The organism is Flavobacterium sp. WC2409 (genome assembly GCF_041200085.1).
GTDB lineage: Bacteria > Bacteroidota > Bacteroidia > Flavobacteriales > Flavobacteriaceae > Flavobacterium.
Genome location: NZ_CP165625.1, coordinates 3,199,269 through 3,224,653, shown reverse-complemented (window position 1 = coordinate 3,224,653; position 25,385 = coordinate 3,199,269). Strand labels below are relative to the sequence as shown.

22 protein-coding genes are annotated in these 25,385 nt (G+C 31.8%); 7 read left to right on the top strand and 15 right to left on the bottom strand.

Annotated elements, in window-relative coordinates:
- Position 1: 1 nt before the first annotated feature.
- The 7 genes from AB3G34_RS13740 to AB3G34_RS13710 all read right to left on the bottom strand — a co-directional run bounded on the left by AB3G34_RS13740 (position 2) and on the right by AB3G34_RS13710 (position 5,118).
- On the bottom strand, positions 2–520 hold the full coding sequence (locus AB3G34_RS13740; protein ID WP_369752766.1) for a TlpA family protein disulfide reductase: 519 nt from the start codon (positions 518–520) through the stop codon (positions 2–4).
- Between the two features lie 162 nt (positions 521–682).
- Positions 683–1,318: a hypothetical protein gene (locus AB3G34_RS13735; RefSeq protein ID WP_369752765.1), complete on the bottom strand. Its 636-nt coding sequence runs from the start codon at positions 1,316–1,318 to the stop codon at positions 683–685.
- Between the two features lie 108 nt (positions 1,319–1,426).
- Complete coding sequence (tatA, locus tag AB3G34_RS13730; protein ID WP_369752764.1) at positions 1,427–1,594, bottom strand: twin-arginine translocase TatA/TatE family subunit; 168 nt, start codon at positions 1,592–1,594, stop codon at positions 1,427–1,429.
- 166 nt (positions 1,595–1,760) lie between these two features.
- Complete coding sequence (locus AB3G34_RS13725; RefSeq protein ID WP_369752763.1) at positions 1,761–1,964, bottom strand: hypothetical protein; 204 nt, start codon at positions 1,962–1,964, stop codon at positions 1,761–1,763.
- Between the two features lie 529 nt (positions 1,965–2,493).
- Positions 2,494–2,745, bottom strand: a complete 252-nt coding sequence (locus AB3G34_RS13720) for a hypothetical protein (protein WP_369752762.1) — start codon at positions 2,743–2,745, stop codon at positions 2,494–2,496.
- 502 nt (positions 2,746–3,247) lie between these two features.
- On the bottom strand, positions 3,248–3,694 hold the full coding sequence (locus tag AB3G34_RS13715; protein WP_369752761.1) for a DUF2059 domain-containing protein: 447 nt from the start codon (positions 3,692–3,694) through the stop codon (positions 3,248–3,250).
- Between the two features lie 83 nt (positions 3,695–3,777).
- Positions 3,778–5,118 carry a DUF6734 family protein gene (locus tag AB3G34_RS13710; protein ID WP_369752760.1) on the bottom strand — a complete coding sequence of 447 codons (1,341 nt, stop codon included), beginning with the start codon at positions 5,116–5,118 and terminating at the stop codon, positions 3,778–3,780.
- A gap of 392 nt (positions 5,119–5,510) precedes the next feature.
- Here AB3G34_RS13710 and AB3G34_RS13705 point away from each other — a divergent pair, with 392 nt between their 5' ends.
- Together AB3G34_RS13705 and AB3G34_RS13700 are read left to right on the top strand one after the other, a co-directional pair.
- Positions 5,511–5,870 carry a helix-turn-helix domain-containing protein gene (locus AB3G34_RS13705; RefSeq protein ID WP_369752759.1) on the top strand — a complete coding sequence of 120 codons (360 nt, stop codon included), beginning with the start codon at positions 5,511–5,513 and terminating at the stop codon, positions 5,868–5,870.
- A 219-nt stretch (positions 5,871–6,089) separates the two neighbouring features.
- Positions 6,090–7,127 carry an aldo/keto reductase gene (locus AB3G34_RS13700; protein ID WP_369752758.1) on the top strand — a complete coding sequence of 346 codons (1,038 nt, stop codon included), beginning with the start codon at positions 6,090–6,092 and terminating at the stop codon, positions 7,125–7,127.
- Positions 7,128–7,244: 117 nt separating this feature from the next.
- On the opposite strand, the gene AB3G34_RS13695 is transcribed toward AB3G34_RS13700, so the two are convergent.
- The 8 genes from AB3G34_RS13695 to panC form a co-directional block, all read right to left on the bottom strand.
- Positions 7,245–9,206 carry a transglycosylase domain-containing protein gene (locus AB3G34_RS13695; RefSeq protein WP_369752757.1) on the bottom strand — a complete coding sequence of 654 codons (1,962 nt, stop codon included), beginning with the start codon at positions 9,204–9,206 and terminating at the stop codon, positions 7,245–7,247.
- A gap of 145 nt (positions 9,207–9,351) precedes the next feature.
- Positions 9,352–9,768 carry a hypothetical protein gene (locus tag AB3G34_RS13690; RefSeq protein WP_369752756.1) on the bottom strand — a complete coding sequence of 139 codons (417 nt, stop codon included), beginning with the start codon at positions 9,766–9,768 and terminating at the stop codon, positions 9,352–9,354.
- A gap of 73 nt (positions 9,769–9,841) precedes the next feature.
- Entirely contained in the window at positions 9,842–10,252 is a 411-nt protein-coding gene (locus tag AB3G34_RS13685; protein ID WP_369752755.1) for a hypothetical protein, read from the bottom strand.
- 198 nt (positions 10,253–10,450) lie between these two features.
- Positions 10,451–12,094: a carboxylesterase/lipase family protein gene (locus AB3G34_RS13680; RefSeq protein WP_369752754.1), complete on the bottom strand. Its 1,644-nt coding sequence runs from the start codon at positions 12,092–12,094 to the stop codon at positions 10,451–10,453.
- Between the two features lie 126 nt (positions 12,095–12,220).
- The gene (gene radA, locus AB3G34_RS13675) at positions 12,221–13,582 is read right to left on the bottom strand and encodes a DNA repair protein RadA (RefSeq protein WP_367772549.1); all 1,362 of its coding nucleotides are present in this window, start codon (positions 13,580–13,582) and stop codon (positions 12,221–12,223) included.
- Complete coding sequence (locus AB3G34_RS13670; protein ID WP_369752753.1) at positions 13,582–14,730, bottom strand: alpha/beta hydrolase; 1,149 nt, start codon at positions 14,728–14,730, stop codon at positions 13,582–13,584. Before AB3G34_RS13670 ends, radA begins: the two co-directional genes overlap by 1 nt.
- A 194-nt stretch (positions 14,731–14,924) precedes the next feature.
- Positions 14,925–15,275: an aspartate 1-decarboxylase gene (panD, locus tag AB3G34_RS13665; protein ID WP_367755901.1), complete on the bottom strand. Its 351-nt coding sequence runs from the start codon at positions 15,273–15,275 to the stop codon at positions 14,925–14,927.
- Between the two features lie 14 nt (positions 15,276–15,289).
- Positions 15,290–16,168, bottom strand: a complete 879-nt coding sequence (gene panC, locus AB3G34_RS13660; RefSeq protein ID WP_369752752.1) for a pantoate--beta-alanine ligase — start codon at positions 16,166–16,168, stop codon at positions 15,290–15,292.
- A gap of 78 nt (positions 16,169–16,246) precedes the next feature.
- Here panC and AB3G34_RS13655 point away from each other — a divergent pair, with 78 nt between their 5' ends.
- The 5 genes from AB3G34_RS13655 to AB3G34_RS13635 all read left to right on the top strand — a co-directional run bounded on the left by AB3G34_RS13655 (position 16,247) and on the right by AB3G34_RS13635 (position 25,258).
- Positions 16,247–17,053 (top strand): glycogen/starch synthase, encoded by an 807-nt coding sequence (locus AB3G34_RS13655; RefSeq protein WP_367755898.1) that lies wholly within the window; start codon positions 16,247–16,249, stop codon positions 17,051–17,053.
- 21 nt (positions 17,054–17,074) lie between these two features.
- Positions 17,075–18,691 carry a DUF4270 domain-containing protein gene (locus AB3G34_RS13650; RefSeq protein WP_367755896.1) on the top strand — a complete coding sequence of 539 codons (1,617 nt, stop codon included), beginning with the start codon at positions 17,075–17,077 and terminating at the stop codon, positions 18,689–18,691.
- 9 nt (positions 18,692–18,700) lie between these two features.
- Complete coding sequence (gene glmS, locus AB3G34_RS13645) at positions 18,701–20,548, top strand: glutamine--fructose-6-phosphate transaminase (isomerizing) (protein WP_367772546.1); 1,848 nt, start codon at positions 18,701–18,703, stop codon at positions 20,546–20,548.
- A 302-nt stretch (positions 20,549–20,850) separates the two neighbouring features.
- Entirely contained in the window at positions 20,851–23,679 is a 2,829-nt protein-coding gene (locus AB3G34_RS13640; RefSeq protein ID WP_369752751.1) for a TonB-dependent receptor domain-containing protein, read from the top strand.
- Positions 23,680–23,716: 37 nt separating this feature from the next.
- Positions 23,717–25,258: a G-D-S-L family lipolytic protein gene (locus AB3G34_RS13635; RefSeq protein WP_369752750.1), complete on the top strand. Its 1,542-nt coding sequence runs from the start codon at positions 23,717–23,719 to the stop codon at positions 25,256–25,258.
- Positions 25,259–25,385 lie beyond the last annotated feature (127 nt).

Sequence of the window (25,385 nt, the reverse complement as noted above, 5' to 3'; positions counted from 1 at the left end):
TTTATTGTTTCAACTTCTTGAGGATTGTTTCTACTTTGGTTTGCCCTTTTATTTTTTCGATTAAATCTCTGTTTTTGTTGTAAAGAATAATGGTTGGTAAAGAGTTTACATCAAAAGTAGTAGAGAAAGTAACTTGCTTATCAAGTAGAAAAGTAATGTTATCATAAGAATCTAATTTATATTTTTTGGCAAAAGCAATGATTTTATTTTTTTCTTCAAAAGAAACGAAAACCAACTGAAAATTTTTAAAATTTGTTATGTTTTCTTGAATTTGTGAGGCTTCACTTTGGCAGTGCTCACATTCGCTGTTGAAATATATAAATAAAGTGGGTGTGTTATCTTTTAGGTCTTTGTTGGTAAACAGTTTGCCATAAATTGAAGGGTATGAAAATGGCGGAATGGTTTTGATATGTTCTGCCACTTCTCTTTTGTGGGTTATTTTGGTGATTACTTTGTATCCCATAAAAGTTATCAAGACCAAAATAAGAATTGGAATACTGATTTTTAATACTTTTTTCATTGATTTTTGTTTGCTGAAATTTGGCCAGTTATTACAAGTGTCATTGTAATACAAGCTAATAAGAATGAAATCAAATTTTCTCTATAATAAAGAAAGTTTACAATCTGCACAATTAGTAAGCAGATACAGACGAAAATTAAAAATTTTCTAAACCTTACCATATTAAGAGTAATTAAGGGTAAAAAACATTATAGTAACTACCCAAAGCAATAAAGCTGGCCCATAGCTGTAAGCTACTATTTTTAGACCTTGATCCATATTAGTTTCCGTGGCTTTACCTATTTGGTAAGCTAGAATAAGCCAATAGGCTAATTCAAATAAATTGAGTGTTTGGAAAGGATAGATATACCAAGATTCTAAATTCTTATAACCTACAATGTTTAAAGTGGATAAAGGATAGAAATATTGAATGTCCTCCAATTTATAATTGGTTTGAAAAAAATAAAACCAGATTATTTTGAATATTGGTACTAACAAAAATGTAAAATCTGCATTAACTACAAAATCCCAGACTTGTTTAAATGAAACTTGTATTTTACTAAAAAAGAAAGTGCCAATATATAATACACAGGTTATTAGGCTAGTTTTAATGAGTAAAATTATTGGAACAAAAATATAACTTACCCATTCCCATTTATCTTGCAACTCAAAAATATGTTGTATTTGCTTATTAGTGAGCTTTTCAGCCAGAGAAGTATATAGTAATCCTCTAAAATCAAAAACTATATTCGTAATTTTTGCAAGTATAATTATAGCAATAGAAAGTATTAAGTACTTAATAAAAGTTCTTTTAAGCATTTTAATTTTGAGTATTGAATAAGAGAAAAGCAAAAAAAAAGCCTTTTAAGTCAAATAAAAAGCTGTTTTTTATTGCATGAAAAATAAAGATGTTTTTGGTGATTAAGTTTATTTTTCCTTAAGCTGATCATCATTAATTGAGTCTTTTTGTGCATTTTTGAATTCTTTAATGCCATTTCCTAAGCCTTTCATTAATTCGGGTATTTTTTTCCCGCCGAATAGTAATAAAAGAGTAAAAATAATAAGTAAAATTTCTGTAACGCCTAATCTTCCCATATTTTTAATTTTTTAAAACATCCTAGCAATAGTACATATAACTAGGATGTTTTTATTAATAATTCCAAAAAATCACTTTTTATTTTTACTATATCTATATCCGACAGCAATGATTATAATTAGTAATGTTAGAAGCAATGTTTTATTATTCATAAAATTGGAATTTCTAAGTTAACATATAACAACCAAAAGTTGTTAATCCCCCAACTAATGGATTAAATCCAGCAGCAATACCAGCCGCTAAGCCATAGGCTCCACAGCCCCAGTCTCTAGCAGATCCGCCAGCGATTTCTAACATTTCATCTCTTTTAAGCGCAATTTTCACACTTGTCAAATTGATTTTTTCGTTTTCTAAATTAATTTTTTTCATAAAACAATAATTTTAGTTTGTTAATAAATTTTAAGTACAAATTTTGCTACAAAATACTTTATAAGCTATTCGAAAACGAATAATTTTACATTTTAGCATATTTGTTACGACCTATTTTTAATTGCTAAATACCTCTAAAATGGGCTTTGTTATTTTAAAAACGAGACATATCATTATGATTGACTAAAAAACGATTGAATCCAACCAGTGCTTTACTACAAAGAGAATGCTAATATAAAGCGCTAGGAATATTACATTGGTTTTTATCAATAATAGCAATGACGAAAAATAACGACGTTGATTAAAATTAATAATTTTAAAGAAAACGAATTTTTCCTTTTTTATTTTAGTTTATATAATTTTAAATAAAAAACAATTCCTGAACACGCGGAGGATATTATAAATGTTATTTTTATGAATAAATCTTTTTTGTTTTCAAACCCATCTACTATGATATTTGAGATTGTAATACCAAGTAGAAATAAAGAAATCACAAAAAAGATAAACAAAGTGTTTTTACTAAATTTTATCATAATGTAAATGATTTAATGATGACCCAAGCTGCACCCCAAGCTGCACTTCCTCCAATAAATCCTGCAACTGCAAAACCTGTAGCAGCACCAAAACTACCAACTTCAATTGTTGCTAATCTGCCAAACCCAATTACAAGTAAAACTGTTGCGCCTCCACAGCCGTTCCAAAATCCACTCCCGCCAGCAATTTCCAACATCTCGTCTCTTTCAAGTGCAATTTTTACACTTTTTAAATCAATTTTTTCCATAAAATAATAATTTTAGTTTGTTAATAAATTTTATAGTATAAATTTTGCTACAAAATACTTTATAAGCTATTCGAAAACGAATAATTTTAGATTTTAACGTATTTGTTTTGTTCTATTTTTTAATGGCTAAATATCACTAAAAACGGGTTTTGTTGTTTTAAAAAAATACATAGTTATGATTGACCATATACGATTGAATGTAGCTATTACTTTACTATAAAGAGAATGCCAATTATCTTGAAATTCAAAATAGCGATGAATATATTTCGATGTTAGTTGTTCAGATAGGTTATCATAAAGCAAAACTTTTAAATATAGTACTACGTTTGAATATAAACTTTACTTATGAATAATAAAAATGCCTTTCAGTATAGAAAGGCATTGATGCTATTTTAATCAAATTTTTCATGTTTGTATGTTATACGCAGGAAAACGACGTTGATTAAAATTAATAATAAGACTTTTTTGTGAACTGCCAATAATGAAAATATTCAGTATCTTCTTATTTAGGTTTCGTTACTGAATATGTGTTTTGCGCAGGAGTTTCTTCTTTATATTTTGCCATTAATCCTTGTAATTCTTGACTCCATTCTTGTCCTGCTTGCATAGATTTTTGTCCAAGTTCAGCTGCTTTTTCATTCATTTTTTTTCCTACTGGACTTTCATAAAATACAATCATTGCTTTTATGTAATCAATTGTATAAATTTCCATATAAATTTCCGCCATTTTGTCAAGCAAACTTGGAATTGAAGCGTCAAATTCTTTTGAGAAATTTTCCTTTTTATTCTCCGGAACCATATTCATAATTTGCGGTTTGACAATCTTTATTTGAGCATCAGCACCGCTAATGGAAATCAATTTTAATGCATCTGCTTTAAAACTGGCATTTTGTGCTATTGTTATTTGTGCAATTAACAAGAATGTAATGGATAGTAATAATTTTTTCATCAAAGTATTATTTTAAAATTTATTTTTTTTGTCTTGCAAATATGAATTAACTATTGTGTGTTTACTATTCGAAAACGAATAATTTAAAAAGTAAAAACATGTACAATTTTCATTACAATATATTTTCGTAACCTATTGTTTATTAGAGATAAATACTCTTTGCACTCTTCAAAGCCATCTCCATCAAAATATTCTTTGCATCTTATAATAAACTCATAGTAGTTAATTGATTTTTCTAATTCATGTAACATTATTTTATCAATTGGGTCTAGAGGGTATATTCTAGGAATACAGTTTAATTCATTAATTTCTAGATAATCTACTGTATTATTATTTTCGGTGTGCGTCTTTTTTTCAAAACCTTCAATTAGAACAATTTCAAAATTTAGTTTTTTGGTCAAAAAAGCATCAAAAAGGATGGGTAATCCTTCATTGTATAAATCTCTCTTTAATAAAAAATGTTCAATATTCAATTTATTATTGATTAATTCTTCTTTATAACTTGTAATAAGGTGATTTACTTTTTCTGTTGTTAGGAAATCAATTTCAGTTGCGTTTTTGCCTAAATAATTAATCATTTTGCTGAGTTTTGAATAACTTTCGGGATAGTATTTCATAACATATACTTCCATAAATTTGCATACTGTAGCGTTACGCTTATATTCTCCTAATAAATGTAAATACGTTCTGTTTGGTACTTTGTGAAAATCGCCAAAGCCTTTATATTCATTGTCTTTGGGTGTTTCTGTAAAGAGATAGTCAATCTTCTCCTTTCTTTGAGTTGCAAATCCATGGAAAAAAAGTTGTTCGAAAAATATGTTGAAATTTAGAATGTTAATTTCGTCAAAATTTAATTTATTTTCATCTACAAATTCAATACTTTTTCGAGTGAACTCTTGGATAAAGTTTAAATTTGTCCCTCCAAAAATCCCCATATTGCATGCATAGTTATTTCTGTTATTATGATAATCTTTCAATTCTTCGGGTATAAAAGTGAGTTTAGGATAAATAATATTCCAACCTACTTCATAAAAGTGAGTGGTAATTTCAAGATTTTGTGTAACTAAATTAGAATCTTTGAATTTTTCTGTCAATGATTCCCAGACGAAGACATCGCCATCTACATGTAGAAAAGGTTCTTTTTGTAGTTGAAAAGTTTTTATTTTGGCAATAGCCCATAAATCTTTATGATAATGATTGAGTTTGTCATGAACAACATGAACTTTGGTATAAGGTAGTTGCAATTTTTTAATTAATATATCATACCCAAATTGGTCTGTGTATAATTCAACATCTTTGTGGTATTTTACCAATTGATGACAACTCAATATCCAGCTCATCCAATTGTATTTATAATTGAACCAACCGTAATTGTTTGTAAATTCCTTTTGATTTCCTGACCAAAAACTTTGTACTATTTTCATTTATTAATTACGAATTTAAATTTTCGTAAAAATTAAACTTATCTCATAAAATAGCTATTCGAAAACAAATAATTTTCATAAAACATTGTTTGACTATTTTGTTATATTTGATAAAACGAATAAATATCACTAAAAGTGGGTATTGTGATTGTGATTTTAATATAAGATATTTGTAGTAATAACAAAAGTTTCGAAGTTAGATTATTTACCGTATTTTCAATGATTTGTAAAAATCAATCAGCACAACATGTTGAAAAGCAACGTGTTTAAAATAGTGTTGCTTGTATTTTAAATCTATTTGAATAGTAGCAAAACGGTAAATTAAATAATTTATTAATCAAGAGACACTTGAAATATAATATTCCAAGCGTTTTTTACTTCCGAAACTTTAGATGAATATAGGTGTCAGAATAAAAAGATTAAGAGGAGCCAATAGTTGGTCACAACCAGAATTAGCTTACCGTTTGGGAATTTCGCAAACTACTTTATGTAATATAGAAAGTGGTAAATGTAAAAAAATAGATTTCCTGTTGATGGTTAAAGTTTGTCAAGAGTTTAATATTACTTTTGATTATTTTTTAAAAGACAAGCAAGTAAACAAAATAGGTAGCAATGAGGAAAGGGTTGTTGGGTATAATAATGGTGAAATCAATAATTTTCCAGAAGACGTAATAACACAAATTAAACTGCTTATTGAAGACAATAAACAAAAGAATGCTAAAGTAAAAGAGTTGGAACAGAAACTGAAATGATTAGAGTGTGACTTTTTACTGTAGTTTATTATCTTAACCCGATTTTACGAGATTTATAAAATTTTGAATGAAATCAATTAAAAAGTTTCAAAGGTTCAGAGTTTTTACTTTGAACCTTTTTTTATTGGTGTAAACGTTTCTAAAAGATCTGTTAATACCTTCTGACAACTCCACTAATAAAATTTACCTTTGTATCTTTATCTTTTAAAATTACAATAAATGAAATATACTACTTTACCCAATACCGATATAAAAGTCAGCAAGATTTGCCTTGGAACAATGACTTTTGGAGAGCAAAACAATGAATTAGAAGGTCATGCGCAAATGGATTATGCTCTGGAACAAGGTGTTAATTTTTTTGATACTGCCGAAATGTATTCCGTTCCAGCACGACAAGAAACATACGGAAGTACAGAGAAAATTCTTGGAACTTGGTTTAAAAAATCAGGAAAAAGAGAAGAAATAGTTTTAGCCTCTAAAATTGCAGGACCCAATCCTAATTTCACTTACATGCGAGAAAAAAATGATTTTTCGCCAGCAAGTATCAAGTATGCATTAGACAATAGCTTAAAGCGTTTACAAACCGATTATATCGATTTGTACCAATTGCATTGGCCAGAACGCAAAACCAATTATTTTGGGCAACGTGGGTTCACGTTACAAGACGATCAATGGGAAGATAATATTCATGAAGTTTTAGAATCCCTTGACGGATTCATTAAAGAAGGAAAAATTAAGCACATTGGACTTTCTAACGAAAATGCCTGGGGAATCATGCGATTCTTAGAGGAGAATAAATACAATAACTTACCAAGAGTAAAAACAATTCAAAATCCGTATTCGTTATTGAATCGTCTTTTCGAAAATGCTTCGGCTGAGGTTTGTGCTCGTGAAAATGTAGGTTTATTGGCATATTCGCCTATGGGATTTGGTGTATTGTCTGGTAAGTTTTTAACTGGAGAAAAACACCCTAAAGCAAGACTAAACTTGTTTCCACAATATTCAAGATACAGTAGTGAACAATGTACGCAAGCAACAAAATTATACCAAGAAATTGCACTTAAAAATGGCTTGTCATTAACGGAATTGTCTTTGGCTTTTGTTGAGCAACAGCCTTTCTTAACGAGTACCATAATTGGCGCGACTACAATGGATCAATTAAAAGAAAACATTGCTACAATCAATGTAACATTATCTGATGAGGTCTTACAAGCAATAAATGAAGTTCAGGCTATCATTCCTGATCCAGCACCATAATATTTAATTGTAAAATTTTTTACGCAAAGCCTACAAAGAAATTTTTTGTGGGCTTTTTTTATGGAATTCAAAAATCAGTACTATGTTTATGTCTTCTTTGAGAGTTTTACGGAGATTTTAAAACTCAAATTCATCACTCACTTTCAATGAATCGACAGGAATAGTATCTCTTACTTTTAATCGAATAAGTGATTTTGCAGGACCAGAAATCACGATAGGAAGTCTTTTGTAAATAGTGTCCTCAATAGGAATTAACCCTCTTCGTATCATTATATTCGTTAAGAAGGAGACTTGTTTGTTAGCGAAATCTCTCAACTGCCCTTGGTCATTAAACTGGTACATGAATTTTTTTGGACTTGGAATAATTCGCGCCAGATACAAACATTCATTTAAGGTAAGTTCAGCAGGAGCTTTTTGAAAATAATAACGACTTGCTTCTCCAATTCCATACACATTTGGGCCCCATTCGATTATATTAAAATACACTTCAAGCATGCGCTCTTTGCTCGCAATTCGGTTATTTTCTAGGATATAAACCAATAGGATTTCTTCCAGTTTTCGGGAAACCGTTTTTTCTCTTGTAAGAAAAACATTTTTTATTAATTGCATGCTAATGGTACTGGCGCCTCTTGAAAATTTCTTGGTTTTTATATTTTTTACAATGGACTGTTTGAATGCTTCATTAATAAAACCATGGTGAGAAAAGAAAGAAGGATCTTCCGTAGTTAACACACATTTTCTTAAGTAAGGCGAAATTTGATCTAATGGAGTGTAATTGGGATTGGCATTTCCAACTAATACTGGACGTTGTAAAACATCATTGATTATTGCTCTGTATACAAATTCACCATTGAGTTTGTTGAGATTGGCTTCGCCATATTTTGTAATTTTTAAATTTTCTTTTTTCAAATTGCTATCAAAAACAAGTTGGTCTGGTTTGTTTTTGTTGAATTTAAAATTTAATTTATAATCAAATGTTCCTTCGGCTTCCATTCCTTGAAAATGAGTAAACAAACCGTCAGGAAGAGACGAGATGAAGTCTTGTGCTTTCATCTTTGGGATGTTTACTTTGAGTTTGTAAATCGTATCTGATTCAGTTTCATACGCTACATACGGATGAAATTTTATGGCATTAAACTGTGCTGTAGAACTACTGTCTATCGAAATAAAATCGGAACCTAAAAGCAAACGGTAGTCAAAGCGAGCGTTTTTTATAAGGACATCTTTACTGGCAATTTTTGGGTGATTGATTCTTAAGTTCGTAATAGAAGTAAAGCCATCAATATGTAATTTACCTCCACTTTTATCAATATTTTCAATGTTCAATCGGATGGAATCAAAACTTGATTTTAAGTTATAACGCTCGTCAAAATAAGGCACTTTTATGGCACCAGTATCAATATTAAAAAACTGAAGGTCTGCTTTTTTATTTCGAGGATCAGCGTAACCTTTGATTTTCCATCGTTGTGCAAAGGTATTGGTTTGTACATTTATCGATGTCTCTATTTTAGTATTTTCCAAGACTAATTTTTTGATGTCAATAGTAGCTTTTTTTCCGTTGTCATCAAGTTTAAATTTGAGATTCTCAATTTTCATATCCGTAGGAATTAGATTGAGTGCTTTGGAAATAATGCGATACGCAAAGGCTGCATAATCTCGTTTTTCACCAGTACGTATATCGGTACTGTCTTTCTTTAAAAAGGCGGCAAAGTTTTTCACTTTTCCTTTTTGGACTAGTTGTACTAATCCATTGTTTATTTTTAAAGTCCCTAGTTGGATGTCTCCTAAAAATAGATGCCAAAAGTTAATACTGGTTTGCATTTTTTGAATCGTAAAGAGGGTATCTGCATTTTTTGGGACCAATGTTAATTCATTTACTTCTAATCCTGTTAAACCTGTAAAAGAAGCTTTTTTTATGGTTAAGTTACAATTGTATTTCTGTTCGATTTTAGTAGAAACTTGCGCTATGGATTGTTGTAAAAGAGAATCTCGGAATAGATAAAAAAGACAAAAAAGAACCACAAACAAGGCAGCAATTATTTTTACTGCAATCATTATCTTTCCTTTTTTGGTTTTCATGGATATCATTATTTTTTTATAAATAAATGGCTAATTTAAATGAATAGTTTGAATTTTAGCCTAAAGCGTTATAATCTTTTAGGCATATAAAAGCCACAATGATTTGAATTGTGGCTTTGTTAAATAAATTTTATTGAATAGATAATTAATGTGGTTCACTATAGAATTTTTTGACTTTGGCAACAATCTGATTGGAAGTCATATTATCTGATGTTTCCACAGATTTTAATTTTCCGTTACTGGTTAATTTGTCATCATTGATTTTTTGTTGTAGTTTGATTTTGGTTTCAGCTGGACCAAAAAGATAAAGCTCATCCGATTCTTGAACAGAGGTAACAACATCTTTAAGGAAATTATTCATTTGATGTTTTTTTCTTTCTTCAAAAGTCTTGTCCGAATTAATGTGTTGGTTTCCTTGAAAACTTCCTTTGTCTCCCTCTTTATCATGATACACTTTGTTTTCTAAATTCGATTGAATTTCACATATAAACTCCTTACCATCATTCAAAGTCACTATGATTGCTTTTGTTGAGTCAATCCAAATACCAGTTTGCTTTTTCATGTTTTTTAATTTTAAATTATATTGATTTTTTTAATCCTTTTTAATTTTTTAACAAAGACATTATATATTTCAATTAGTAGTTTTCTTGTAGAATGACAATCAATTTACTTATTAAAACAGATTCGGATTTATTTTTACCTGAAAATGATTTTGCAATAGCTTCAGCAGTTTTTAAAATTAATTCTTTAATGGTGGTCGTAAATAAGTGTTGATGCTCTTCTCTAAAAATTTTAAAATCAAAAAAAACGTTCTCTATGTCCCACTGGTTGTTAATTAACCAATCAAATACGATTTCAATTTGGTAGCCCGAATCAGAACCGAATTCATCAAATGTGTTTTCTAAAGGAAGCCATTCTTTCTGGACGATTTTTTTTAATTGATTTATCTCTTCTTTTCTAATGGTGTTATCCGCAGCTGCAATACAATAAAATAGTTTGCCAAGTAGCTGGTAGAAACGTACCATTGTTTTGTCGGATGGTTCCATGTTAGAGCCCTTTAAGTATTTTTTTTCAGAATTATAAATTTACAAAAAAACAATGGTAATAAAAATATAAATTATAGTTAAATACTTGTAAGTGAGTGCTTTTGAATTTAATTCTAGAGGTTGTATTACATTTAATTAGGTATAAAAAAAGAGGACACCCTTTTAAGGACATCCTCTTTTTTTTAATATATTTTAAACTTATTTTTTTGAATATTCTTTGTCTAAAAATAAATAGCGGGCATCATTTTCAGTCTTCTTTGATTTTGAATTGACATCAATAATCATAATTTCAGGTTGCTCTTCATTTTTTGCCATAGGCCATTTTGGAAGTCCATCCCCGTTTGGATTACCCGTTTTTATAAAGTTAGCAAAATAATTCATCATAGTTTCTGAAACTTTATAATCATCTTCAGTCCAAGCATAATCTTTATTACTGCTTAAATTTCCCATAGCATATTCAATTTCAGCCGAGTGAACAGCGCCTTTTGGGATTGGTGCCTTTGGGGTATTTGAGTTTTTCTTGATCACACCTCCAGCAAGACCCGCTTCTAGACTGTTGTCTCGCATTTCTGGTCTTGGGTGGGTATAATAGTAGCGATAGATAGGTTGCGTGCTGTTTTTTCGATGTAAATCATACCATTTCCAAGTGCTGTAAGCAATAAAACGGTCACCAGCTAAATCAGTTGCTGATTGTTCCGTTACTTCTACAGTACCTGCAGGATATAATTGAAGCACTTGATCTGCTTTGTCAGGATACAGTTCTTTTACTTTCTGGATGTAGGTTTCATTATTGATGTCTTTACCCATTGTTAATGCTTTGTAGGTCATTTCTTCGGAGTTCCATCCTACTAACAAAGGAATCATTGCTTGTTGTTTAGCCTCAAAGATTTCAGGCAGTAATTTGGGTAAAAAATAACCATCTATTGTGGTTTTGAATACGCCTAAACTTGTTCCAAGTGATTTTTGATATAGTTCAAAAGTGGACATAGCGCGGAGGTCTTTTAAAGTAGAAGCACCGATTTTATGTGCAAAATCAAGGCCTGTTTTTTCAGCTTCAGCTAAAGGTACAGGTGCTAAAGTAGGATAAATAGAACCACCACTTTCGCCAATAGCTCCTGCAATAAGACCTTTGGATAATGGGGAAGCCATTTGTGCACTCACAGCAATAGAACCTGCAGATTCTCCAGCAATAGTTACTCGTTTTGGATCTCCGCCAAATTTTGCAATATTAGCTTGAACCCATTTCAAGGCTGCATTTTGATCTAATAGGCCGTAATTTCCAGAAGCGTGATTGGGAGATTCTTTGGTTAATTCTGGATGAGAGAAAAAGCCCCAAATTCCTAATCGATAATTTACAGTTAAGGTTACAATTCCTTTCTTGGCCATGTTTTCTCCATCATATCTATTTTCTGATCCATCACCAGCGGCAAATCCTCCACCATAAAAATAAACTAAAACGGGTAATTTATCAGTTGATGTTTTTGCGGGTGACCACACATTAAGATAAAGACAATCTTCACTCATTCCATCACTTCTAAAACCCATATCACCAAAAACATTAGATTGGATTCCTCTTGGTCCAAATTTTTTGGTTTGTCTTATTCCGTTCCAGTTTGTTACTGGTTGAGGTGCTTTCCAACGCAAATTGCCTACTGGTGGTTGTGCAAATGGTATTCCTTTGAAACTTTGAATATTAGTTTTTATATCAAATTCACCTTCAATAATTCCATTTGTGGTGGTTATCTGAACAGGGAAGGCATTTTGATTTTCGGCATGTTGTGCTTTTGAAATTATAGGTGCTACAAGTAATAATATCCCTATACAGGTTTTTTTTAGATTCATATTTTTAGTTTTTTAGTATATTTATTAGTTCGTAAAAGATATAAATAGTTACAAGAAAAAAACTAAATATTGTGTTTAAATTGTTCGTTTTTTGAGCTTTATTGTGAAAAATGATTTCAATTAGTTCTATCCAAATAGCATACTTGCTACATCTTCAATTTTGGCAACTAATTCAATTTTTATCCCTGTATTTTTTAAACTAATTTTATTGTATTTGGATACGAAAATAGTGGAGAACCCTAGTTTTTCAGCTTCCTGAATGCGTTGATCCACACGATTTACAGGACGGATTTCTCCCGAAAGCCCTACTTCGCCAGCAAAACAAAAATCTTTATTTACCGGAATATCTTCATTCGATGATAAAATTGCGGCTACAACAGCCAAATCGATGGCAGGATCATCTACCGAAATTCCTCCTGTTACGTTGAGAAATACATCTTTGGCGCCAAGCCTAAAACCAGCTCTTTTTTCTAAAACAGCCAAAATCATATTTAGTCTTTTGGCATTGTAACCAGTGGTACTGCGTTGTGGAGTTCCGTAAACAGCGGTGCTCACTAGGGATTGTATTTCAATCATTAACGGGCGCATTCCCTCCAGAGTTGAGGCAATGGCCGTTCCTGATAATTCTTCGTCTTTATGAGAAATCAATATCTCGGATGGATTTGAAACTTCTCGTAATCCACTTCCTAACATTTCATAAATTCCAATTTCGGCAGTGGATCCAAAACGGTTTTTGAGTGATCGTAAAATTCGGTATACATGATTTCGGTCGCCTTCAAATTGCAGGACAGTATCTACCATGTGCTCCAGAATTTTTGGTCCAGCTATATTTCCATCTTTGGTAATATGACCAATTAGAATAACAGGGATATTGGTTTCTTTGGCAAACTTGATCAGTTCAGCAGTAGTTTCACGAATTTGAGATATACTTCCTGCTGTGGATTCTATATAATCAGTGTGCAGGGTTTGAATGGAATCGATAATTACAATTTCGGGTTCAATGGCTTCAATTTGTTTGAAGATATTCTGCGTTTTTGTTTCCGTTAGAATATAGCAATTCTCACTTGATGTCGTAATCCTTTCAGCACGCATTTTTATTTGTTTCTGGCTTTCTTCTCCTGAAACATATAGCGTTTTATATGGTAATTTTAGAGATATTTGAAGCAATAACGTACTTTTTCCAATTCCAGGTTCTCCACCTAATAGGATCATAGAGCCCGGTACAATTCCACCTCCTAAAACACGGTTGAGTTCAGCATCAGTAGTATCCATGCGGATCTCTTGAGCGGAATCAATTTCGTTTATTTTTAATGGTTTGGGTGCTTTACTTTTGGTAGTTGGTTCGCTTTTCCAGGCTACTTTTTCTTGTTTTTGTATAATTTCTTCTGCAATGGTATTCCATTCTTTACAAGAATTACATTGACCTTGCCATTTGGCATATTGTGCGCCACAATTTTGGCAGAAAAAAGTAGTTTTAACTTTTGACATTATTTTTTTTGTGTTAAGCTTTTCATATCATCATATTTCTCAAACATCATGTCTTTGGTCAAGTCACCTATCTCTTCTAATTGAGAGGCATGTTGGTATTTTTGTGAGGCTCTTTTAGCGTCACCTTGTTTTTCATACATCAATCCTAACTCATAGGAAGCAAGCATTGATTTCGGGTAGTTTTTATCGGCGATTTCAGCTAATTTATCGAGTTCATTATAGGCTTTGTTTCTTAAAATTGCGGCTTCAATTGCTTTAAAGTCATTTAATCGAACGGGAATTTTTAGTCCCAAATTTTTTGAAATAACATCATATTTATTAATTAAATAATCAACATATCCTGCTTGAAGAACGACTATTTTTTCTGAAAATTCAGAAGAAGAAATAGGCTTATAAGCATCAAAAATTTGATACAAAGCACTAGGAATTGAATAGAGAACTAATGAATAATGCGAGGCATTGTTGAACTCATCATATTTGTAATTAATAGAAGTATTAGTTACTTTTTTAATATTGTCATCTAGTCTTTTAATGGGTTCTTTAAGTTGTCTAATGTCTCCAGAGGCGGAGGACAGATAATAAAAAACGGGTTGTTTTAAATTGGATAATTTTTCAGGAATCCTATTTTCCATTTCAGGAGCTAATTCAGGGCTTAATGAAATATAGGCATTAAAAAGCGGGTTGTCTTTATAAAGGAAAAAGTTTAAAAACCCAGCAGTTGTATCATGTCCAGCAATGATCCTAAAAGGGGCGGTACGGTATTTTTTTTCGATATAAGGGAGTAATTCTCCGCCAATGAATTCAAAAAAAGAAGCTCCTTTTTTTGTTGGTACACCCTCAACTTGGTCAAAGTTACTGTCAGCTATTCTTTCGTTATTTCTATTTTGGTTAATACCTACAATAATTGTTTCGGGTAAATCATCCCAATATCCACCGTAATTTAAAGCTCCGTTAAAAGGATCAAATAAGTATTCTCCATCTAGTAAAATAAGCAAAGGATACTTCTTTGTAGGGTTTTGTTCGTAAGATGATGGTAAGTTGATTGTAATTTGTCGTGTTTCCCCTAAAGTATTTGATTTGAAGGGCTCCGTAGTTTTTTGAGAAAATAGTGCTGTAGTAAAGAAAAGGAACAGTAGTAGATGTTTCATAATTTTTGACTTTATAAAAATTAATGGGAATGCGAAATAGTGTACCAATATAATACTTTTATTATTTTAATTAGTACAATTTGAGATGTAAAAAATGGTTTTTATCTACAAAAAACGCAATACTTTATGCGCATAACAATGCTGTTTCAATATAGAATTATATATTGAAACAGCATTTATCCTATTCTTGTTTATTATGTTAAGGAATTGTCGTTTTCATTTGGAAATATAATCCAAGGCTTAAATGTTTTTGCCTCTTCAAAGTCTAAAGTGGCATAAGAAATAATAATAATAATATCATCTTTTTGGACTCTTCTTGCGGCGGGACCATTCAATGTTATTTCTCCTGAATTTTTTTGGCCTTTGATTGCATAAGTGTCAAAGCGCTCTCCATTATTAATGTTTACAATGGAAACTTTTTCTCCTTCAATAATATTAGAAGCGAGTAAAAGGGTTTCATCGATGGTAATACTACCGATATAATTTAAATCGGCTCCAGTTACTTTTACTCGATGAATTTTTGATTTTAGTACTTGAATTTGCATGCTACAAAAGTAAATTAATTTAATGAAATGGTGTCAATCAATCGAATATTATTGACGATTACGGCTATAAAAGCACGGTATTTTTTATTTTTATTTTTTCTGATACAAGGCAATAGCGAAGTTTCATCAGCAATTTGAAAATATTCTAATTCGAATGAGTTGTTTTCAGCAAATATTTTTTTGACCCAGTCCGTTACCTTTTTGGAACTGTTTGTTTTAAATTTTTCTTTGGCCGTAGTTAAAGTTTTGTAAATCAGTGCTGCATCCTTTTTTTCTAGTTCAGTTAAGCGTTCATTTCTGGAACTCATGGCTAGACCATTTTTCTCGCGGTAAATTTCGCATCCTATTACATTGACGTATAGATGGTTTTTTTTAACCATCATTTTTACAATTTGCAATTGTTGAAAATCTTTTTTACCAAAATAGGCATTTGTGGGAGTTACAATTTCGAATAGACGTTTTACAATGGTTCCCACACCATTAAAATGACCAGGTCTAAATTTTCCTTCCATTTGGTTTTCTAATCCGTCAAAATTAAACGTTTGAGATAGTATTTTTCCTTCGTAAATATCTTCAACAGTGGGTGCATAAAGAATAATATCAGTACTTAGACTTGCTATTTTTTCAATATCTTGATCTAACGTTCTTGGGTATTTTAGTAAATCTTCTGGATTATTAAATTGGGTTGGGTTTACAAAGATACTTACCACAGTATTTTCATTTTCTATCAATGATTGTTGCATCAACGAAAGATGTCCTTGATGTAAAGCACCCATAGTTGGAACAAAACCAATTTTGGAATTCAGGGTTTTAATAGATTTTAAATAGTCCATTAAAGCTGCTTTTCCATTGAAAATATGCATGTCTTTTTTATTAAAATTAAATGCAAACATAATATATTAGTTAATAACTGCATAAATTTTTGTAATTTTGCATGGTTTTTATTACCAATAAATTAAGCAAATTACAATATGAAAGATAAGAGGATATTATACGTATCATCTGAAGTGGTGCCTTACTTGGCTGAAAACGAGGTTTCTTTAATGTCTTACGATGTACCGAAGATGGTTAATGACCAAGGTGGACAGATTAGAATTTTTATGCCTAGATACGGGAATATTAATGAGAGAAGACATCAATTACACGAAGTAATTAGACTTTCAGGGATGAATTTGGTGGTGAATGACCTAGATATGCCTTTGATAATTAAGGTAGCTTCTATTCCTAAAGAGAGAATTCAAGTTTACTTTATTGATAATGATGAATATTTCAAAAGAAAAGCAACATTTGCCGATGAAGATGGGGTAATGTATCCTGATAATGATGAGCGTGCTATTTTCTTTGCTAAAGGAGTAGTAGAAACTGTTAAAAAACTGAATTGGGTTCCAGATATTATTCATGTTCATGGATGGATGGCTGCAATGTTGCCTATTTATATGAAACATTATTATAAAAATGAAGCATTATTTTCTGAAACGAAAATCGTTACTTCAGTTTATAGTCAATCATTTGAAGGAACTTTGGATGCTGAGATGATTAATAAAATTGGTCTTGATGGAGTTCCTTTGGAAGCAATACAAGACTTGAAAACACCTGATTACGAAAGCATTATAAAAGCAACTGTAAATCATTCAGATGCTGTTATTATTGCTTCGGATAGTCTTTCTCCAAGTTTAACAAAATTTATAGAATCTTCAGGAAAACCTTTTTTACCTTTCGTCCCTAAAGATGCATTCGCTGAAGCGTATAGTAATTTTTACAATAACGAGGTTCTGTAGTTTTAACTTTTATTATTTTATATGTACAATAATTCTTTTTTTAAGAAAATTCTAATTGTTACGGTTGTTCTTTTTTTGTATTCCTGTGATAAAGACTATAATTCAATTGGGGATGGTTTATTAGGTGACAATCATTTTGCTTTTGACAAATATACTTCAAGTGTTATATCTTACAATCAAAAAGTAGGCCCGGTTCAATCTAATAATCTTGCTGTAAATGCGTTAGGTGTTTATGATAATCCGGCTTTTGGTACCACTACGGCAAATTTTGCCAGTCAGCTTGCTTTGGAGACGATTAATCCAACAATAGGGAAAAACCCTGTAATTGAAAGTGTTGTTTTGACGATTCCGTATTTTAACACATTGAAATCTACGGATACAGATGGAAATCATGTGTATGAGTTGGATTCTATTTATGGTCCATCTGATGCTAAAATTAAACTAAGCGTTTTTGAATCTGGATATTACATGAGAGATTTAGATCCAGTTGGAGGGTTTCAAACTTCTCAAAGTTTCTTTACCGATCAAAATGCTGATTTTGATAATGTAAAAGTTGGTAATCGACTAAATGATTCTTCTGATCCAGTTGAAAATGATTCTTTCTCTTTTAGCCCGGCAGAATATAAATATACAGTAACCACAGATGGTAAAGATGTCATTACACGAGTTGCTCCAGGAATGCGTTTAAATCTTAATATGGATTTTTTTAAGACTAAAATCATCGACGCATCAGCTTCTGGAAAACTAGTTACAAATGATATTTTTAAAGATTACTTTAGAGGGTTGTACTTTAAAGTAGAAAAATCAGGAAGTAGTTCAAGTGCTTTGGCTATGATGGATTTTAAAAAAGGAAAAATTACAATTACGTATAAAGAAGACACTTCTGATACGGATGCGACAAGAATTGAAAAATCAATAAATCTTAATCTTGCGGGTAATACGGTAAATTTGCTGAATCAAAGTAACGTTAATGCTTCTTATATGGACGCAACTAATTCAGGAAATGTCAATACAACAATTGGTGATGATAAACTATATTTAAAAGGTGGCGAAGGATCGTTAGCTGTCTTAGAGCTTTTTGGAAAAGATTTGTATGGAGAAGATGGCTTAACTGGAAGTCCAAACGGAGTTGCTGATGAGTTAGACATTATTAGAAAAAGTGGATGGTTGATTAATGAAGCTAACCTCGTTTTTCATGTTGATGCAAGTGCAATGGCGAGTAGTTATGAACCTAATAGAATCTACTTATATGATTTAAATAATCATCGTCCAATAACGGATTATTATAATGATGCCACATCAGGAACTAATTCTAAAAATGGGAAAGCTGTTTTTGGTGGTCTTTTGGAAAAAGAGGCAGTGACAAATGGAAGAGGCGTTTCTTATAAGATTAGGATAACGAATCAAATTAGAGGACTTATAAAAAATGTGGATTCAACTAATGTAAAGTTAGGTCTTGTAGTTACAGAAGATATTAATGTAATTGCTTCTAATAAACTGAGAACACCAACTGCGATTTCTCAAGTGCCTAGAGCATCCGTTATGAATCCATTAGGGACCATTATTTACGGAGGTAAATCTACTGTGCCTGAGGATAAAAGATTGAAATTAGAAATTTATTATACTAAACCTAATTAATATAAAGCTATGTGTGGAATTGTTGGATATATAGGTTATAGAGAGGCTTATCCTATTGTTATAAAAGGATTAAAAAGGCTTGAATATAGAGGGTATGATAGTGCTGGTGTCATGATTTATGATGGAGAAGCTATTAAACTATGTAAAACTAAAGGCAAAGTGGTGGATTTGGAAGCAAAAGCTTCTAAAGAAATGTCTACTAATGGAACAATTGGTATTGGACATACGCGTTGGGCTACTCACGGTGTGCCAAATGATGTAAACTCTCATCCGCATCTTTCTAATTCAGGGGATTTAGTAATAATTCATAATGGGATTATTGAAAACTATGCTCCTCTAAAAGAAGAATTAGTTAAAAGAGGATATGTTTTTTATTCAGATACAGATACTGAGGTATTAGTAAATCTAATAGAAGAGGTACAAAAAAAAGAAAATATAAAACTAGGAAAAGCAGTTCAAATCGCATTAAACCAAGTAGTTGGTGCTTATGCAATTGCGGTATTCGACAAGAAAAATCCTGATGAAATTGTTGCGGCTCGTTTAGGTAGTCCTTTAGCAATTGGTATTGGGGAAGGAGAATATTTTATTGCATCCGATGCCTCACCATTTATTGAATATACTTCTAATGCTGTTTATTTAGAAGATGGGGAGATGGCAAATATCATGTTGCATAAGAAGATGAAAGTAAGAAAAATCAAAGATGATTCTTTGGTGGATCCTTATATTCAAGAACTTCAAATGAATTTGGAACAAATTGAAAAAGGAGGTTACGATCACTTTATGTTAAAAGAGATTTATGAGCAACCAAGCGTAATCAAAGATACATATAGAGGTAGGTTGCATCCCAATGAAGGTATTATTCAAATGTCAGGTGTTGAAGATAATTTAGAGAAGTTTTTAAACGCTGATAGAATTATTATTGTAGCATGTGGTACTTCATGGCATGCAGGCTTAGTTGCAGAATATATTTTTGAAGAATTTGCTAGAATATCTGTCGAAGTAGAATATGCTTCTGAATTTAGATATAGAAATCCAATAATAAATAGTAAAGACGTTGTTATCGCTATATCTCAATCTGGAGAAACAGCAGATACGATGGCGGCAATTAAATTAGCTAAAGAAAATGGTGCTTTTGTATTTGGAGTTTGTAATGCAGTAGGTTCCTCTATTTCAAGAGAATCTCACGCTGGTGCTTATACACATGCAGGGCCTGAAATTGGTGTTGCTTCGACTAAAGCATTTACAACACAAATTACAGTATTGACAATGATTGCGCTTCGTTTAGCTAAAGCAAAAGGAACATTGTCTCTTTCTGATTTTCATATGTATTTGCAAGAATTAGAATTGATTCCTGTGAAAGTAAAAGAAGCATTGGAAACTAATGATCGAGCTAAAGAAATTGCAGCTATTTTTAAAGATGCACCCAATTGTCTTTATTTAGGTAGAGGATATAATTTTCCAGTTGCATTAGAAGGCGCTTTGAAGTTAAAAGAGATTTCATACATTCATGCTGAGGGTTATCCGGCAGCAGAAATGAAACATGGTCCAATCGCTTTAATAGATGAGCATATGCCGGTAGTTGTAATTGCTCCTAAACAAGGTCATTACGATAAAATAGTAAGTAATATTCAAGAGATTAAATCTAGAAGTGGTAAAATTATCGCTGTTGTTACGAAAGGGGATACTCAAGTTCGTGATTTAGCGGATTATGTTATCGAAATTCCTGAAACATCAGATGCTTTATCTCCATTGATTACCACAATTCCATTGCAGCTTTTGTCTTATCATATTGCGGTTATGCGAGGTTGCAATGTTGACCAGCCAAGAAACTTAGCTAAGTCGGTTACGGTCGAATAATTATAATCTTCATATATTATATAAAAGAAGCAAGACTTTAGGTCTTGCTTCTTTTTTTTGCGAAAATATTTTTTAAAATCTGTTTTTTTATGATAAACCTATTTTTTTAGTTAATTTTATATGTATGCATAGTATATTTTGTTTTTTTAACAATTTTTTATGGTTAATATTTAATAAAAGACAATATTGAATAAGTTAATATGGGCTAAATTTTATGATAATTATTAAATATTTTTAACGTTTTTTTAGTAATATCAAAAATATTTGTACTTTGGTGACATAAATCTTAAAAAATTAACCAAATGAGAGCTTATTTACTTTTTTTGTCATTGTTTTTTTGTAGCATTAGTTTTGCTCAAAATTCAATTTCGGGTTCGGTAGCTGACAGTAATGGCCAACCTATTATTGGAGCTAATATTAAAATTGTTGGAGAAGACATCGGTTCTGTTTCAGATATTGATGGAAAATTCATCTTAAGTTCTTCAAAAAAGCCTCCTTATACGATCGAGGTTACTAGTGTTAGTTTTATTTCCAAAAAAGTAAATATTTCGTCAAATAATCAAAAAGTAAATCTTGTGCTCAAAGAAGAGGATAATTTACTTAATGAAATTGTTGTTTCTGCTTCAAGAACTCCAGAGCGTGTATTAGAATCTCCGGTAACTATTGAAAGAATGGGTGTTGCGGATATTAAAAAATCAGCCTCAGCGACTTTTTACGATGGTTTAGAAAACTTAAAAGAAGTTCAAATGAATACAAGTAGTTTGTCTTTTAAGTCAATTAACACGCGTGGTTTTGCAACAGTAGCGAATACCCGTTTTATGCAGTTAGTCGATGGAATGGATAATTCATCTCCTTTGTTAAACTTTGTTCTTGGTAACATGATTGGTGTTTCGGAGATTGATGTTCAAAGTGTAGAGCTTTTACCAGGTGCTTCTTCTGCATTGTATGGTGCTAATGCTTTTAACGGAATTTTATTCATGAATAGTAAAAGTCCATTCACTAGTCCTGGAATCACAGCTTATGCAAAATTTGGACAAACAAGTCAAAAAGCGGCAGGGAATAACGATTATGTAGATTATGGAATTCGCATGGCGCATGCTTTTAGTCCTAAATTGGCGGCAAAAGCTAATTTCACGTACATGCATGGTACGGATTGGTATGCTACTAATTATAATGACAAAACCGTTGCTGGAAGAGATAGAAGTCATGTTAATTATGATGGTATAAATGTATATGGTGATGAAGTTTCTACAAATATAAAAGGTGTTGGTCAATCCCTTGCTGGTTTAGGTTTGATACCTGCATCTGCAGTTAATTTACTTCCTAATTATAATGTAAGTAGAACGGGGTATAATGAAACTGATCTTACGGATAATAAAGCGAGTAATACTAAAATTGATTTTTCACTTCATTATAGACCTTTTGGGAATGAAAACTTAGAAGTTATTTTGCAAAGTAAATTTGGTTTTGGTAATGCTGTTTATCAAGGAGCAAATAGGTATTATTTGAATGACTTTTTTATGCAACAGCATAAATTAGAGATTAAAGGAAAGAATTTTTATGTAAGAGGGTATACTACAACTGAAGATGGTGGTAAATCATATGATATGCTATTTACAGGGATTAATGTCAATAGAGTGTGGAAAGACGATAAAACATGGTTTGGACAATATGCAGGAGCTTATGTTCAATCTACATTAGCAGGTATGACTCCTGAAAATGCTCATAAAATAGCGAGACAAACGGCAGACACTGGAAGATTAATTCCAGGTACTCCTGAGTTTAAGGCTGCATTCAATCAAGTTATTTCAGGTGAAAGTGTGCTTACAGGATCTAAATTAGTTGATAATTCTAAAGTATATCATTCAGATGCAAATTATAACTTTAAAGATGTCATCAAATTTGCAGAAATTCAAGTTGGAGGTTCATACAGACAATATCAATTGAATTCTCATGGAAGAATTTATACAGATGCTGATGGTCCTATTTATTATAACGAATATGGAGCGTATACGCAGTTGACTAAAAAAATGATAGATGACCGTTTAAAATTTACTGGATCTGTTCGTTACGATAAATCAAAAAATTTCGACGGAAATGTATCTCCTAGAGTTTCATTTGTTTATTCAGGTGGAGAAAGTAGAAGACATAATTTCAGAGCTTCATTTCAAACTGGTTTTAGAAATCCATCAACACAAGATCAATACATTGGATTTAATGTAGGAAGCGCCATATTACTTGGATCAGCTCCAGACAACTTAACAAGATATAGCGAGACTTTACCAGTTGCTACTGCAGTTGGACAAGCTTTGGCTGGTGGTCAAAACGTTGTTATGACTGGATTAAATGCATATAATAATTCTTATACAGCTAGTTCTGTAGCTGCTTTTAGTGCATTGGCAGCAAGTAACCCTGTTGCAGGTTCTGCATTATTAAGAAAAACAAATGTAAATTATGTAAAACCAGAGCAGGTTAAAGCATTTGAATTAGGATATCGTTCATTTATTCGTGATGTGTCAATCGATATTAATGGGTATTATAATATTTATAATGATTTTATTGGAAACTTGAATGTTGTGGCTCCTTATTACGGAACAGCACAAGACGCTCCAAATCCATTAGCTGCGGATGCCGGTGCGCAATCATTACACGCACTTCAAAACGGAAATTATAGAGCATACCAATTGTATACCAATACGAATGTTGAAATCAAATCGCTAGGTTTTGGTTTGGGCCTTTCTAAAAAAGTATACAGAGATTTCGAAGTAGGTGTTAATTACAACTATGCTGAATTTAATTTTGACCAAGCTAAAGATCCAAGTTTTGAAGCTGGATTTAATACTCCAAAACATAGAGTAAAAGCATCATTTGGTAATGAGAAATTATTTGAAAATTTCGGTTTCAATATTAGTGGAAGATGGAATAGTGAGTATTTATGGCAATCAACAATGGTTGATGGTATGATCGATGCCGCTACAGTAATTGACGCTCAAATTAATTATAACTTCCCAAAATTGAAATCTACATTAAAAATTGGAGCAGCAAATATTGGTGGTAAAGAATATGCTCAAGTATTAGGTGCCGGTTTAATTGGGCAACAATATTTTGCTTCTTGGACAATCAATCCGTAAGCTAATAGTATTCATTAATAAAAAAAAGACTTAAACAATGATAAAAAATTTCAAATGGCTACTATTGGTTTCGTTGACCTTTGTGGCATGTAATAGTGACGATTCAAATACGACTCCTGCTGAAGTACCTGCAACTTCAGGCTCGGCAAGTTTTACAAAATATGTGGCATTGGGCGATTCATTTGCTGCGGGCTATAGTGATGGTGCGCTTTTCAAAAAAGGACAAGAAGGTTCTTATGTTAATCTATTAGCACAACAGTTTGTTGAAGCAGGTGGGGGGGAATTCAAAACACCTTATACTTCTGATAATATCGGTGGATTACTTCTAGGAGGTAATGTTATTGCCGGAGTTCGTTTGTATTTTAATGGTGTTGGTCCAGTTTCTGTTGATGGTGTTCCAACAACTGAAGTGACAACTCACTTAACTGGCCCTTTTAATAATTTAGGTGTTCCTGGGGCTAAAAGTTACCATTTAGTTGCACCTGGATACGGAAATGTTGCCGGTGTAGCTATAGGTGCAGCAAATCCTTATTTTGCAAGATTTTCAACTGCAGCTGGAACTACTGTTTTAGCGGACGCCTTAGTTCAAGCACCAACTTTCTTTTCTTTATGGATTGGAGGTAATGATGTATTGGGATTTGCAACTTCTGGAGGTGTTGGTGTGGATCAAACGGGAAATTTGAATCCGGCTACTTATGGTAGTAATGATATTACTGACCCTAATGTTTTTGCAAGTGTATACTCAGGATTAGTTACTAATCTAACTGCTAATGGGGCAAAAGGGGTTGTCGCTAACTTACCTTATATTACAACGCTACCTTATTTTACAACGGTTCCTTATAATCCTTTAACTTCAAAACTTCTTGGTAGTGGAAGTACTGCTGTTGGGGACGCTACAATTGGGGCACTTAATGCGCAATTGTATGGGCCATTGAAAGCAGCTTTAACTGCTTTTGGTGCAGGTGATAGAATAAATTTATTATCTACGACGGCTTCAAATCCATTATTGATAAAAGATGAGTCTTTAACGAACTTATCAGCTCAATTAACTGCAGCATTCACACCTACATTAGGAGTGGCTACCGCTACTTTTTATGGAAGTGTTTTTGGACAAGCTCGTCAAGCAAATGCAAATGATTTAGTTGTCTTGCCAACCCAATCTGTAATTGGTACTGCTCCAGCTGGAATTCCAGCTCCTTTAAATAAATTTGGGATAACATATCCTTTACAAGATAAAGATGTATTAATTCCAACAGAAGTTGCGATGATTAAAACGGCTACAGATGCTTATAATGTAACGATAAAAGCAATTGCGGATTCAAAAGGTTTGGCATTTGTAGATACAAAGACAATAATGACTCAGTTGTCAACAGGAGGTGTTGTAAGTAATAGTTTTACACTAACATCAACTTATGTGACAGGTGGGGCTTTTTCTCTTGATGGAGTACATCCTGGTCCTAGAGGATATGCATTGATAGCAAATGCTTTTAGTGATGCTATAAATGTTAAATATTCTGCCACTTTGAAGAAGATTGATTTAGGTCTTTATCCAATAATTTATCCAAAAGTAATTCAATAAATTTGTAGTAAGATTAAAAAAATAGAGCCACCCGTTTTTAAAACGTGGTGGTTTTTATTTTTAGTATATTCGGATATTTTGAGGGTTTTAAACTTGATTTTAAGTTATCCATTAATTTTTTAATGTT

Bases quoted from the DNA above. Each gene is read 5' to 3' on its own strand.
- AB3G34_RS13740 (WP_369752766.1), bottom strand. From the start codon at position 520: ATGAAAAAAGTATTAAAAATCAGTATTCCAATTCTTATTTTGGTCTTG.
- AB3G34_RS13735 (WP_369752765.1), bottom strand. From the start codon at position 1,318: ATGCTTAAAAGAACTTTTATTAAGTACTTAATACTTTCTATTGCTATA.
- tatA (WP_369752764.1), bottom strand. From the start codon at position 1,594: ATGGGAAGATTAGGCGTTACAGAAATTTTACTTATTATTTTTACTCTT.
- AB3G34_RS13725 (WP_369752763.1), bottom strand. From the start codon at position 1,964: ATGAAAAAAATTAATTTAGAAAACGAAAAAATCAATTTGACAAGTGTG.
- AB3G34_RS13720 (WP_369752762.1), bottom strand. From the start codon at position 2,745: ATGGAAAAAATTGATTTAAAAAGTGTAAAAATTGCACTTGAAAGAGAC.
- AB3G34_RS13715 (WP_369752761.1), bottom strand. From the start codon at position 3,694: ATGAAAAAATTATTACTATCCATTACATTCTTGTTAATTGCACAAATA.
- AB3G34_RS13710 (WP_369752760.1), bottom strand. From the start codon at position 5,118: ATGAAAATAGTACAAAGTTTTTGGTCAGGAAATCAAAAGGAATTTACA.
- AB3G34_RS13705 (WP_369752759.1), top strand. From the start codon at position 5,511: ATGAATATAGGTGTCAGAATAAAAAGATTAAGAGGAGCCAATAGTTGG.
- AB3G34_RS13700 (WP_369752758.1), top strand. From the start codon at position 6,090: ATGAAATATACTACTTTACCCAATACCGATATAAAAGTCAGCAAGATT.
- AB3G34_RS13695 (WP_369752757.1), bottom strand. From the start codon at position 9,206: ATGAAAACCAAAAAAGGAAAGATAATGATTGCAGTAAAAATAATTGCT.
- AB3G34_RS13690 (WP_369752756.1), bottom strand. From the start codon at position 9,768: ATGAAAAAGCAAACTGGTATTTGGATTGACTCAACAAAAGCAATCATA.
- AB3G34_RS13685 (WP_369752755.1), bottom strand. From the start codon at position 10,252: ATGGAACCATCCGACAAAACAATGGTACGTTTCTACCAGCTACTTGGC.
- AB3G34_RS13680 (WP_369752754.1), bottom strand. From the start codon at position 12,094: ATGAATCTAAAAAAAACCTGTATAGGGATATTATTACTTGTAGCACCT.
- radA (WP_367772549.1), bottom strand. From the start codon at position 13,582: ATGTCAAAAGTTAAAACTACTTTTTTCTGCCAAAATTGTGGCGCACAA.
- AB3G34_RS13670 (WP_369752753.1), bottom strand. From the start codon at position 14,730: ATGAAACATCTACTACTGTTCCTTTTCTTTACTACAGCACTATTTTCT.
- panD (WP_367755901.1), bottom strand. From the start codon at position 15,275: ATGCAAATTCAAGTACTAAAATCAAAAATTCATCGAGTAAAAGTAACT.
- panC (WP_369752752.1), bottom strand. From the start codon at position 16,168: ATGTTTGCATTTAATTTTAATAAAAAAGACATGCATATTTTCAATGGA.
- AB3G34_RS13655 (WP_367755898.1), top strand. From the start codon at position 16,247: ATGAAAGATAAGAGGATATTATACGTATCATCTGAAGTGGTGCCTTAC.
- AB3G34_RS13650 (WP_367755896.1), top strand. From the start codon at position 17,075: ATGTACAATAATTCTTTTTTTAAGAAAATTCTAATTGTTACGGTTGTT.
- glmS (WP_367772546.1), top strand. From the start codon at position 18,701: ATGTGTGGAATTGTTGGATATATAGGTTATAGAGAGGCTTATCCTATT.
- AB3G34_RS13640 (WP_369752751.1), top strand. From the start codon at position 20,851: ATGAGAGCTTATTTACTTTTTTTGTCATTGTTTTTTTGTAGCATTAGT.
- AB3G34_RS13635 (WP_369752750.1), top strand. From the start codon at position 23,717: ATGATAAAAAATTTCAAATGGCTACTATTGGTTTCGTTGACCTTTGTG.